We start from the raw sequence: 10,535 nt of genomic DNA on the forward strand, positions 1-10,535 counted from the left end.
TCGGCTCATGATTTGCGCTCCACGCTTCCTTCCCACACTCGGTCGCCCTCATGCGGTTGCGCTTCGCTTCGCTCGTCTTGGTCAACTTGCGGCGGGACTTGCACCCGCAGGAGTGCGCCCATGCTGGGCGCACAAGAAAAAAGCGCCGACAGGCGCTTTTTTCTTTGCCTGAGCGGGATACGGCCATCCCGCCAGCGGTTTACATCCAATACACAAGGATGTACAAACCCAGCCAGACCACGTCCACAAAATGCCAGTACCAAGCAGCGCCCTCAAAGCCAAAGTGGCTCTTGGCGGTGAAATGACCCTTTTGCAGACGCAGCGTGATAAACAGCAACATCAGCATGCCCACAAACACGTGGAAACCATGAAAACCCGTCAGCATGTAGAAGGTGGAACCGAAGATACCTGATGACATCTTGAGGTTCAGGTCGGCGTAGGCGTGCGCGTATTCGTAACCTTGCACAAACAGGAAAATGACGCCCAAGATCACCGTCATCCACATGAACGCTATCGTCTTGCCTCGGTTACCGGCCTGCAGGGCGTGGTGAGCAATGGTCAAAGTGACACCAGAGGTCAACAGCAACGCGGTGTTGATGGTGGGCAACCAGAAAGGGCCCATGGTCTGGAAGGGCTCAACGATGCCGGCAGGCGATGCGGTCACTCCGGCCTGCATGCTGGGCCAGATCGACGTGAAGTCGGGCCAGATCAGGGCGTTTTCAATGTTGCCCAGCGCGGGAACCGAGTGCACACGTGCCCACCACAGAGCAGTGAAGAACGCGCCAAAAAACATCACCTCGGAGAAGATGAACCAGCTCATGCTCCAGCGGTATGACAGGTCAATCTTGTGACCATACAGCCCACCTTCGCTCTCGTTGACGGCATCGCGGAACCACTGGAACAAGACGATCAGCCAGAAGGCCATTCCAAACGCCAGCGAGTACATACCCCAATCGGCGCCGTTGATCCATTGGCCTGCGCCCAGGATCACGAAAAACAGACCAATGGCGGCCATCACCGGGTGACGCGATGGCCCGGGTACGTAGTAATAAGGCGTCGTGCCGTGTGTTGCTGCTGACATGCTCACTCCTAGTTGCTTTCGCTTGTATGAATATCGGAAAAATGAAAATCGTGATGCTGTTGATGCCGTTCGCTCAGGCCACAACCCAATTGACGAGCAGGATCAAGGCGAGAACAAACAGCAAGGCCATGAGCACACCCACCACCATGATGTGGATCGGGTTGAGCTTGGCAACATCATTTTGGTAATCGGCATTGCGGCGAACACCCAGAAAGCCCCAAAGCACAGCCTTAACCGTGCCAACCAAGGAACCTTTGCGTTGGTGCAGGGGGTCGGTCATACCGGATCAGCTCCTTTGGGCAACACCACAGCAGGTGCCTGAACCGCAACATCCTGTGGCGCCTGCGGCACTTTGCCACCCACCTCAAAGAAGGTATACGAAAGTGTGATGGTGGTCACATCTTTGGGCAGGCGCGGATCGATGATGAACGCCACCGGCCACTCTTTCTTCTCGCCAGCCGCCAAGGTGTACTGCGTGAAGCAGAAGCATTCCAGCTTGTTGAAATGGGCCGCCGACTGCTTGGGCGCGTAACTTGGAATGGCTTGGGCAGCCATGGTCCGGTTCTGGATGTTCTGGAACTCGTACACCACGGTACTCAGTTCACCCGGATGAACCTCCATGGAGCGCACCGCAGGTTTGAAATGCCAAGGGCCCCGGGTGTTCACATCGAATTCCACGGTGATGGTTCGCGAGCGGTCCACCTGGGTGTTGGCTGGCAATTTGGGGCGTGCACCGGGCACTTCACGCTCGGACAAAGCGAGTATGTTGATACCGGTCATTTCGCAGATGGCGTTGTAGATCGGCACCAGCGCATAGCCGAAGCCGAACATGCCCAGCGTGATCACGCACAGCTTGCCCACCATCTTGAAGTTTTCGCGACGCAGTCCCATGGGTGCCACTTTTGAGTTTACGTGTCGGGGCGGCCGTTCAACCGCCGAACAACACCAGCTTGCCCACGAAGCCCAGGAAAAAAACCAGCGCCACAGAACCCAGGATCAGGCCCAGGCGCAGGTTGTTCTTTTTTTGGTCAGGCGTCATGTTTTGAACCGATGCAGACAAGATCAGCCAATCACTTTGGTGGCGGTGGCATCCAGCTTGGGTGGGTTTTCAAAGGTGTGGAAGGGAGCCGGCGAAGGCACTTCCCACTCCAGTCCCTCGGCACCTTCCCAAGGCTTCTGCGGGGCTTTCTCACCCTTGCCACGCATGGCGGGGATGATCACAGCGACAAAGAAATAGACCTGGGCAATACCGAAGGCAAAACCACCCACCGAAGCGATGGCGTTGAAGTCGGCGAACTGCATCGGGTAGTCGGCGTAGCGGCGTGGCATGCCGGCCAGACCCAGGAAGTGCAACGGGAAGAAGGTGACGTTGAACGAAATCATCGACCACCAGAAGTGGATCTTGCCGCGTGTTTCGCTGTACATCACACCGGTCCATTTGGGCAGCCAGTAGTAGATGCCGGCAAACATGGCAAACAGCGAGCCTGCCACCAGCACATAGTGGAAGTGAGCCACCACGTAGTAGGTATCCTGCATCTGGATGTCGATCGGAGCGACCGACAGGATCAGGCCAGTGAAGCCACCGATGGTGAATACGAAGATGAAGCCAACGGCCCACATCATGGGCGTTTCGAAGGTCATCGAACCCTTCCACATGGTCGCGATCCAGTTGAAGATCTTCACGCCTGTGGGCACGGCGATCAGCATGGTGCTGTACATGAAGAACAGCTGGCCGGTCACCGGCATGCCGGTGGTGAACATGTGGTGAGCCCACACGACGAAAGACAGAATAGCGATGGAGCCGGTGGCATAAACCATGGAGGCGTAGCCGAACAGCTTCTTGCGCGCGAAGGCGGGCACGACCTGGCTGATGATGCCGAAGGCCGGCAAGATCATGATGTAGACCTCGGGGTGACCGAAGAACCAGAAGATGTGCTGGTACATCACCGGGTCGCCGCCGCCAGCGGGGTTGAAGAAGCTGGTGCCGAAGTGGCGGTCGGTCAGCGTCATGGTGATGGCGCCGGCCAGCACGGGCATCACAGCGATCAGCAGATAGGCGGTGATCAGCCAGGTCCAGCAGAACATGGGCATCTTCATCAGCGTCATCCCGGGCGCGCGCATGTTCAGGATGGTGACGATGATGTTGATCGAGCCCATGATCGACGAAGCACCCAGGATGTGCATGGCGAAAATGCCGGCGTCCATGGAGGGGCCCATCTGCAGCGTCAGCGGTGCGTACAGCGTCCAGCCGGCAGCGGGTGCGCCACCAGGCATGAAGAACGAGGCCACCAGCATGAGCGCAGCAGGAATCATCAACCAGAAGCTGAAGTTATTCATGCGGGCAAAGGCCATGTCGGATGCGCCGATCTGCAGCGGAATCATCCAGTTCGCAAAGCCCACGAAGGCCGGCATGATGGCGCCGAACACCATGATGAGGCCGTGCATGGTGGTGAGCTGGTTGAACAGCCCGGGGTTGACCAGCTGAAGGCCGGGCTGGAACAGCTCGGCGCGGATCAGCAAGGCCAGCATGCCACCCACCATGAGCATGGTGAAGGCAAACAGCAGGTACAGCGTACCGATGTCTTTGTGGTTGGTGGCGTAGACCCAACGGCGCCAGCCCGCGGGGGCGTGGTGGTCGTGGTCGTGTCCATGTGCGTCGTGGTGGTCAAGAACTGCACTCATGATCGATTCCTTTGATGCTCAATATTTATCTGCAAACAGATCACTTGCGAGCGGCCACCACGTCGGCGGGCTGCACGATTTGCTCGGTTTTGTTGGACCAGGTGTTCTTGGCATAGGTCATGACCGCAGCCAGTTCGGTATCAGACAGCTGCTTCCATGCGGGCATGGCCCCACCAGCAGCGCCGTTGAGCATGACGTTGATCATGAGTCCGTTGTTGGCGTCGGTCACCAGCGCAGAGCCGTCCAGCGGCTTGATTGGGCCAGCGCCTTTGCCGTTGGCTTGGTGACAAGCGACACAATTGGCGGCATAGACCGACTCGCCACGCTTGACCATGTCCGTCAGAGCCCAGACTTTGGATGGATCGTCAGCGGCGGCGGCCATGGCCTTTTGCTGCTCACCCACCCAAGCGGTGTATTCCTCGGCCGACACCACTTTGACGTGGATGGGCATGTAGGCATGCTCTTTGCCGCAGAGTTCGGCACACTGGCCATAAAAGTCGCCCGTTTTTTCAGCACGGAACCAGGTGTCGCGCACGAAGCCGGGGATAGCATCTTGCTTGACACCAAAAGCCGGCACCATCCAGGCGTGGATCACGTCGTTGGCGGTGGTGATGATGCGGATTTTCTTGCCCACAGGCACCACCAGCGGATTGTCGACCTTGAGCAGGTAGTTGTCGGTGGGCGGGGGGTTGCCGCTGTTGGACATTTCGCGGTGGCTGTTGTCCAGCGTGGACAGGAAGCCGATGCCCTCGCCTTCACCCTTGATGTAGTCGTAGCCCCATTTCCATTGCATGCCCGTGGCTTTGATGGTCAGGTCGCTGTTGGTGGTGTCTTTCTGGGCCACCAGCACTTTGGTGGCGGGCAAGGCCATGCCAATCACGATCAGCAGCGGCACGATGGTCCACCCCAACTCCACCCAGATCGGCTCGGCCAGCTCTTGCGATTTGTGGCCGACCGACTTGCGGTGCTTGAGGATGGAGTAAAACATGACGCCGAACACGACGACGAAAATGACGGCGCAAATGCCCATCATGAACCAATGCAGCCAGTGCTGCTCTTCGGCGATGCGGGTTGCCGCAGGCGCAAAGTTGAGTTGGTTGACGGCAGGACCACCTGGCAGATCGTTCACCTGAGCCCCCGCAGTCACCCAGACACCCGCACCCAGCGCGGTGCTTGCTGCGCGCAGCGTTGTCAGCCGTTTTCGCATGAAATCACCCGTTTTTTTCGTCGTACTCACGTTAAGCGCCTCAAATATAAGTATTGATTTATATCAATGCAGATTAGAACAAATTTTTTCAGGGCCGCCCACCCAGGGAATACCCAACCCCCTACCCTCACACCGAATTCAAAGCCTGCCGAATCTCGTGTGCCAGCACAGGGCGCAGCTCTGGCCGAAGGTAACGGCCCACCTGCACCGACAGACCACCGCCGCGAACCTCAACCAGGTTTCCACGGGATCGTGGCTCAATGCGCACCCACGCCCTCACGAACTCACTGCGCCTGACACTTCCAGCTGTTTCCAACTCCACAATCAAGCGACCACCCTGCAAACTGACCCGCTCACTGTCGGCTGCATGGCGCGCATACACCACAAAAGCGGTGGCCAGGGCAACCAATTCCAGCAAGGCAAACGGCAACACCAACACAGCACCTTGAAACCAGAAAAAACCGGCCACACCCAACGACAAAGCACCCAGCGCAAAAAACGTTGCAGCCAACTGCCCGGGAGTGACCGAACAGTTGCGTCGCAAGGTCCAGTGCAACCCTTCTGCAGACATCGTCGCCAGTCGAAAAGCGTTGTTGGTTTGACTCACCATCCACCACCGATCAGGTCCACCACCGTCCATGGTGGCCGGCGCGAATGAGTAGGGGAAAATACCCAGAAGGCTTTGATTTATGTCAATTGTAGCGGCGGCTCAATGGGGCTTCCCTGACAAAACCGCCACATCCGACTGGGACAAGGTGGCTTAGGTCACTTTCGATCCAACGGGTGACGGCTGCAGTGCTCGTCAGAGACGGACCGTTGTCCTGGCACAACGGCATGCAAGGCGCGAAAGGCGCGGCTCAGAGGATGAGCGTTTTTCGGGCGCGTCCGAGCGGCGCCTCAAAACGTGCCCGATCAAGGCGCAAAGCACAGCCATAGCCAGGCTATGGCGCGCGTTTGCAGAGACTAGCGGGTGCGTTTTGGGGGGGGCGAGCGGGCATGAACGAACGACTCTCAGCCTCTCAGCGCCGCCCCGAACGGAGCATGGCACGCATGTCGTCCACAGAGACCGCTGTGGTTGTATCCCCTCTTGCGCGAGGTACCGGCTTGAAAGCGTGCCCGTAAATAATTTCCAGGGTCAGCAACAGGCGACCGTCCGGGGAGCGGGGAAACCCGGCTTCGATCGCTTGATACAAGCGCGCACGCCAAGCCCGGGAACGCAAACCGGCAAACCGATGGGTATGCAGATTTCGGCCCAGCAAACGAAGGTCTTCCAAGAGCGGCTGAGCGCCACTGTAAGACAGGGTGATGCGCTCCATGTCCATCACGGGCTCGGCAAATCCGCTCTGGACCAACATATCACCCCAGTCGTGCATGTCGGTAAACGGATGGGTGGGCTCAGGCCACGCCATGCGTGCGTAGACGGCTCGCAGTTCACGCAAGGTGTCTGGCCCAAGGCAGGAAAACATCAAAAAACCATGGGTTTCAATGTGCTCATACCAACGCCGCAAAAGAGCTGCCGGGCGTGTTTCCAGGTGAAGCGCCATGTTGGCCCACACCATGCCCACCCGCGTACTTTCGCTGACTGGGGCAGGCACTTTTCCCCGCAACCAATGCTTGGGATTCCAGGAGGACGCAGGCGGCTCACGCGTGGCGTCCAAGGCCTGCTGCAACTGCACGGCCGCCACATGGCAATGTGCGCCAGGCAAAACCGAGCGGATACGCTCGTGCGCCTGCAAGCCACCCATCACAGGCTCCCAATGCAGCCAGCTGGTGGGTTTGTCACGAAACCACTGAAGGCGCTCGGCCATGCGAGAAGCCACCTCCTCATGCAGCCAGGGGCTGGTGTTGCGCGACTGCAGTTGCCAGCGCAGGGCAGCCCGAGGGTCCAGACCAGGGACAGCGGATTCGTCTTCGGGCGCGTTGTTCACATCAGGTAAAGGGCTTGAATCGCTTTCAGCGGCGGCCAGGATCGGACGGACAGCAAAGCGGCTCAGCAGTATATTGGGCCGATGTCAATCCACGCATGGCGACGGCTTTCAGAACAACTGCCCAGCAGTTGCCAGGTGTGTGACCGCTGGCCCGCGCAGCCTGTTTGCACCGTCTGCGAGAAGCGTTTTGCCCCCCTGCGACTGCGCTGTCGCACCTGTGCCATCAACTTGGGCACAAGCGCCGCTGGAGCGGATCTCTGTGGTGCTTGCCGAACCCGCACCACACCAGCGCTGGTGCGGTCTTGTGTGGCGGCTGTGGACTACATCTACCCGTGGGACGGACTGATTGCCCGCTTCAAATTCCGGGGTGAGCCGGGGTGGGCCGGACCTATGGCAGCGCTGCTGCTGAGAAACCCGGAAGCGGTGGCTTTGTTGCAGACGTGCGACCTGACCGTTCCCGTGCCACTGACACCCGCGCGGCTGGCCAGCCGTGGCTACAACCAATCCTGGGAACTCGCCAAAGCCTTGCGCCGTGCGGCCCCCAACGCATCGGGGCGCCACAACAACACCCTGCCTGATGCACTGGTCCGCCTGGGAGAAGTCCCAGACCAGCACAGCCTGACGCGCGAACAACGGATGCGCAACCTGCAGGGTGTTTTTGCGGCACACCCCCTTCGAACGGCGCAGTTGGCTGGCACGCACGTGCTGCTGGTGGACGACGTGACCACCACCGGTGCAACCTTGCACAGCGCAGCCCAGGCGCTTCTGCAAGCCGGCGCACAGCACGTCAGCGCCCTGGTGTTTGCACGCACGGCATCCGATTGAAGAGGTCGGTTGAAAGACGGCCACGGGATCACCACAAAACATCCCCATAAACACCGAAAATCCCACGCCAACCACCTGCCTTCAAGGGGGTTGACCGCACGCGGTTCGTCGCTGGAACGCTCCACCCTTTGCCTCCTGCAACAAGCAGGTCTTTCGCTATGTTCAATATTGTTCTTGTTGCGCCCGAAATACCCCCCAACACCGGCAACGTGATTCGGCTCAGCGCCAACACGGGCTGCACACTGCACCTCATCGAACCCCTGGGTTTTTCAATGGACGACAAGCACATGCGCCGTGCAGGGCTGGACTACCACGAGTACGCCCAAGTGCGCCGCCATGCCAATTGGACCGAGTTTCTGAGCGCCGAGTCGCCCGCCGCCGATCGGCTGTTTGCCTTCACCACACGGGGGAGCCAGAGCGTTTTCGACAACACGTTTCAGGCGGGCGACTGGCTGGTTTTTGGCTCTGAAACCCAGGGACTACCGGCCGATGTACGCGAGCGCTTTCCGACACATCAGCGGTTGCGCCTGCCCATGGTGCCAGGCCAGCGCAGCCTGAACCTGTCCAATGCGGTGGCCGTGTCGGTCTTCGAAGCATGGAGACAAATCGAATTCAAGACCGCAGACGCGTGAACATCAGGCATGGGCTCAGGGGTAGCACCTGACCAACGCTTCGGCCACACACACCGGCTTTTCGGCGCCCTCACGCTCCACCACCACCGACCAGGTCATCTGCAGACCGCCTTGTTCAATGGGTTCGGCGGCCAACAGCGTCAGCCGCCCGCGCACACGGCTGCCCACCGGCACCGGTGCGGTAAAGCGCACCCGGTTGAGCCCATAGTTCACACCCATGCCCGATTGGCGAATGTCAAAAGACGACTCCAGAAACACCGGCAGCAAGGACAGCGTGAGAAAGCCGTGGGCAATCGGTGCGCCAAAAGGACCGGCTCGCGCTTTCTCCACGTCCACGTGAATCCACTGGTGGTCGCCCGTGGCCTGGGCAAACTGGTTGACTTGCTCCTGGGTGATGGAGAGCCAGTCGCTGACCGCAATTTCCTGGCCCACACAGGCCGCCAAGTCGGCCAAGGTTTCAAAGGTTTTCATGCGTGCAACTCTATCGAGCGACGGCGCAACAGGGTGTCGGCACCGCGACAAGCCACGCGACGGTGTTTACCGAAAAGCGTCCCACACCAACTTGATGCCCGTGAGAAACATGCCGGCGTACACCATGCGGTAAAACAGCAGCGGCTGGATGCGGTGCGCAATGCGCACCCCCACCCACACGCCCACTGGGGCCAACGGCAGCAGAGTCAGTGAGGTGGTCATGTTGCGCACGTCCAGCAAGCCCAACCACGCATACGGAATCCACTTGGCGAGATTGATGAAGAAAAAGAAAAAGGCCATGGTGCCGGTGAACAGCAAAGGCGACAGGCGCAGCGGAATCACATAGGCGTTGATCGGCGGGCCACCGGCATGGGCAATGAAGCTGGTGAAGCCCGAGGTGAGCGTGAGCAAAGCACCCAGCCACTTCGGCGGCGGTGGGCTGTCGGGCTGCGGCGGAAACAGCAGGCGCTGCGCGAGAAACAACAGCGTGAACCCGCCCACGATGCCCGCGACCACGCGCGCATCCAGCACCTTGAACAGCAAAGCGCCAACGCCAATGCCCAGCAGGCCAAAGGGGATCAGAAAGCGCAGCAAACGCCGGTCCACGTTGTTCCGGAAAGCCGCCATCCCCAGCAAGTCCATCAGCAGCAGCACCGGCATCAAAATGGCCGCCGCCTCGGGCACCGTCACCGCCAGCGCCATCATGGGCACCGCCAAAGAGCCGAAGCCAGCGCCAAAACCGCTCTTGCTCACGCCCAGCAGCAGCACCGCCGGAATGGCCACAGCGTAGAAAAACGGGTCGGTGATCAAGGGCATGGGGTGACAATTCGACGATGCAAAACGTTCAATTCTGGGGCGAAACCCTGCGCTTGCTGGTCGAGCTGGCGGCCACGGCAGCCTTTGCGCTGGCGGGCATCATGGAAGCTGCGCGCAAACGACTGGATGCCGTCGGCGTGTGTGTGGTGGGCTTTCTGACCGCCTTTGGCGGCGGTACCCTGCGCGACCTGCTGCTGGACCAGCGGCCTTTTTTCTGGGTGCGTCATGTGGAGATGCTGTGGGGCGTGCTGGCGCTGTGTGTGCTGGCGATGCTGTTTTTGCGCCACCGCCATTTTGACCTGACCGAGCGTGCGATCCAGTGGCCCGACGCACTCGGCCTGGGCCTGTTTGCTGCCACCGGCGTGCACCAGGCCCTGCTGCTGGAACTGCCCGCCGTGGTGGCCGTGATCATGGGCCTCATCACCGGCGTGTTTGGTGGCGTGTTGCGCGACGTGGTGTGCAATGAAATACCCAGCGCGTTTCACGACCACCGGCCCTATGCCGTGTGCGCGTTTGCGGGCGGGTGGGTGTACGTGGGTCTTTGGCAGGCCGATGCGCCAGGCTGGATGGCGTTGATGGCCTGCGTGGCGGTCACGGCGGGACTGCGTGGGATGGCCTTGTGGCGCAACTGGGAGCTGCCCGCGTGGCGGGAATGAAACGGAGATAGCCCCCACGCTGCGCTGCTGCGCAGTGTGGGTGGGCCCTGTGTTCAGACCCGCTCGATGATCAGCGCAATGCCCTGCCCCACGCCAATGCACATGGTGCACAAGGCGTAGCGCCCGCCGGTGGCGTGCAGGCGGTTGACCGCCGTGGTGGCCAGGCGCGCACCGCTGGCACCCAGCGGGTGGCCCAGCGCAATGGCGCCGCCCCAGGCGTTCACGCGCTCGTCGTCG

13 protein-coding genes and 1 pseudogene are annotated in these 10,535 nt (G+C 60.2%); 3 read left to right on the top strand and 11 right to left on the bottom strand.

What is annotated here, in order from left to right:
* Positions 1 to 199 precede the first annotated feature (199 nt).
* The 8 genes from Q7J58_RS12010 to Q7J58_RS12045 form a co-directional block, all read right to left on the bottom strand.
* Positions 200 to 1,081, bottom strand: coding sequence for a cytochrome c oxidase subunit 3 (locus tag Q7J58_RS12010; RefSeq protein WP_304828096.1), 882 nt, complete (start codon positions 1,079 to 1,081; stop codon positions 200 to 202).
* Between the two features lie 73 nt (positions 1,082 to 1,154).
* Entirely contained in the window at positions 1,155 to 1,361 is a 207-nt protein-coding gene (locus tag Q7J58_RS12015) for a DUF2970 domain-containing protein (protein ID WP_304828099.1), read from the bottom strand.
* Positions 1,358 to 1,972 carry a cytochrome c oxidase assembly protein gene (locus Q7J58_RS12020; RefSeq protein WP_304828102.1) on the bottom strand — a complete coding sequence of 205 codons (615 nt, stop codon included), beginning with the start codon at positions 1,970 to 1,972 and terminating at the stop codon, positions 1,358 to 1,360. The genes Q7J58_RS12015 and Q7J58_RS12020 overlap by 4 nt, the downstream gene beginning before the upstream one ends.
* Positions 1,973 to 2,009: 37 nt before the next feature.
* Entirely contained in the window at positions 2,010 to 2,120 is a 111-nt protein-coding gene (locus tag Q7J58_RS12025; protein WP_304828105.1) for a cytochrome oxidase small assembly protein, read from the bottom strand.
* A gap of 23 nt (positions 2,121 to 2,143) precedes the next feature.
* A complete protein-coding gene (gene ctaD / locus Q7J58_RS12030) occupies positions 2,144 to 3,763 on the bottom strand; it encodes a cytochrome c oxidase subunit I (protein ID WP_304828108.1) in 1,620 nt (539 codons plus the stop codon).
* 40 nt (positions 3,764 to 3,803) lie between these two features.
* Positions 3,804 to 4,970, bottom strand: a complete 1,167-nt coding sequence (gene coxB, locus Q7J58_RS12035; protein WP_304828111.1) for a cytochrome c oxidase subunit II — start codon at positions 4,968 to 4,970, stop codon at positions 3,804 to 3,806.
* A 127-nt stretch (positions 4,971 to 5,097) separates the two neighbouring features.
* Complete coding sequence (locus tag Q7J58_RS12040; RefSeq protein WP_304828114.1) at positions 5,098 to 5,541, bottom strand: DUF2244 domain-containing protein; 444 nt, start codon at positions 5,539 to 5,541, stop codon at positions 5,098 to 5,100.
* Between the two features lie 448 nt (positions 5,542 to 5,989).
* Positions 5,990 to 6,778 (bottom strand): biotin synthase, encoded by a 789-nt coding sequence (locus Q7J58_RS12045; protein ID WP_304828117.1) that lies wholly within the window; start codon positions 6,776 to 6,778, stop codon positions 5,990 to 5,992.
* Between the two features lie 435 nt (positions 6,779 to 7,213).
* Here Q7J58_RS12045 and Q7J58_RS12050 point away from each other — a divergent pair, with 435 nt between their 5' ends.
* Together Q7J58_RS12050 and trmL are read left to right on the top strand one after the other, a co-directional pair.
* A complete protein-coding gene (locus Q7J58_RS12050) occupies positions 7,214 to 7,723 on the top strand; it encodes a phosphoribosyltransferase family protein (protein ID WP_304828119.1) in 510 nt (169 codons plus the stop codon).
* Positions 7,724 to 7,881: 158 nt separating this feature from the next.
* Positions 7,882 to 8,355 (top strand): tRNA (uridine(34)/cytosine(34)/5-carboxymethylaminomethyluridine(34)-2'-O)-methyltransferase TrmL, encoded by a 474-nt coding sequence (gene trmL, locus Q7J58_RS12055; RefSeq protein WP_304828121.1) that lies wholly within the window; start codon positions 7,882 to 7,884, stop codon positions 8,353 to 8,355.
* A gap of 15 nt (positions 8,356 to 8,370) precedes the next feature.
* On the opposite strand, the gene Q7J58_RS12060 is transcribed toward trmL, so the two are convergent.
* Together Q7J58_RS12060 and Q7J58_RS12065 are read right to left on the bottom strand one after the other, a co-directional pair.
* Positions 8,371 to 8,826, bottom strand: coding sequence for a MaoC family dehydratase (locus Q7J58_RS12060; RefSeq protein ID WP_304828123.1), 456 nt, complete (start codon positions 8,824 to 8,826; stop codon positions 8,371 to 8,373).
* 66 nt (positions 8,827 to 8,892) lie between these two features.
* Entirely contained in the window at positions 8,893 to 9,642 is a 750-nt protein-coding gene (locus Q7J58_RS12065; RefSeq protein WP_304828126.1) for a sulfite exporter TauE/SafE family protein, read from the bottom strand.
* Positions 9,643 to 9,659: 17 nt separating this feature from the next.
* Between Q7J58_RS12065 and Q7J58_RS12070 the strand changes: the two genes are divergently transcribed.
* Positions 9,660 to 10,298, top strand: a complete 639-nt coding sequence (locus Q7J58_RS12070; RefSeq protein WP_304828128.1) for a trimeric intracellular cation channel family protein — start codon at positions 9,660 to 9,662, stop codon at positions 10,296 to 10,298.
* A gap of 53 nt (positions 10,299 to 10,351) precedes the next feature.
* On the opposite strand, the pseudogene Q7J58_RS12075 reads toward Q7J58_RS12070, so the two are convergent.
* A pseudogene (locus Q7J58_RS12075) lies at positions 10,352 to 10,535 on the bottom strand (3-oxoadipyl-CoA thiolase); the annotation flags it as partial.

Origin of the sequence: Hydrogenophaga sp., assembly GCF_030656115.1 — a bacterium.
Classification (GTDB): Bacteria; Pseudomonadota; Gammaproteobacteria; order Burkholderiales; family Burkholderiaceae_C; genus Hydrogenophaga.

What these genes read in the sequence shown, in the direction of transcription:
- trmL (WP_304828121.1), top strand. Translation starts at nt 7,882, where the DNA reads ATGTTCAATATTGTTCTTGTTGCGCCCGAAATACCCCCCAACACCGGC.
- Q7J58_RS12065 (WP_304828126.1), bottom strand. Translation starts at nt 9,642, where the DNA reads ATGCCCTTGATCACCGACCCGTTTTTCTACGCTGTGGCCATTCCGGCG.
- Q7J58_RS12015 (WP_304828099.1), bottom strand. Translation starts at nt 1,361, where the DNA reads ATGACCGACCCCCTGCACCAACGCAAAGGTTCCTTGGTTGGCACGGTT.
- Q7J58_RS12020 (WP_304828102.1), bottom strand. Translation starts at nt 1,972, where the DNA reads ATGGGACTGCGTCGCGAAAACTTCAAGATGGTGGGCAAGCTGTGCGTG.
- coxB (WP_304828111.1), bottom strand. Translation starts at nt 4,970, where the DNA reads ATGCGAAAACGGCTGACAACGCTGCGCGCAGCAAGCACCGCGCTGGGT.
- Q7J58_RS12070 (WP_304828128.1), top strand. Translation starts at nt 9,660, where the DNA reads ATGCAAAACGTTCAATTCTGGGGCGAAACCCTGCGCTTGCTGGTCGAG.
- ctaD (WP_304828108.1), bottom strand. Translation starts at nt 3,763, where the DNA reads ATGAGTGCAGTTCTTGACCACCACGACGCACATGGACACGACCACGAC.
- Q7J58_RS12040 (WP_304828114.1), bottom strand. Translation starts at nt 5,541, where the DNA reads ATGTCTGCAGAAGGGTTGCACTGGACCTTGCGACGCAACTGTTCGGTC.
- Q7J58_RS12060 (WP_304828123.1), bottom strand. Translation starts at nt 8,826, where the DNA reads ATGAAAACCTTTGAAACCTTGGCCGACTTGGCGGCCTGTGTGGGCCAG.
- Q7J58_RS12045 (WP_304828117.1), bottom strand. Translation starts at nt 6,778, where the DNA reads ATGGCCGAGCGCCTTCAGTGGTTTCGTGACAAACCCACCAGCTGGCTG.
- Q7J58_RS12010 (WP_304828096.1), bottom strand. Translation starts at nt 1,081, where the DNA reads ATGTCAGCAGCAACACACGGCACGACGCCTTATTACTACGTACCCGGG.
- Q7J58_RS12025 (WP_304828105.1), bottom strand. Translation starts at nt 2,120, where the DNA reads ATGACGCCTGACCAAAAAAAGAACAACCTGCGCCTGGGCCTGATCCTG.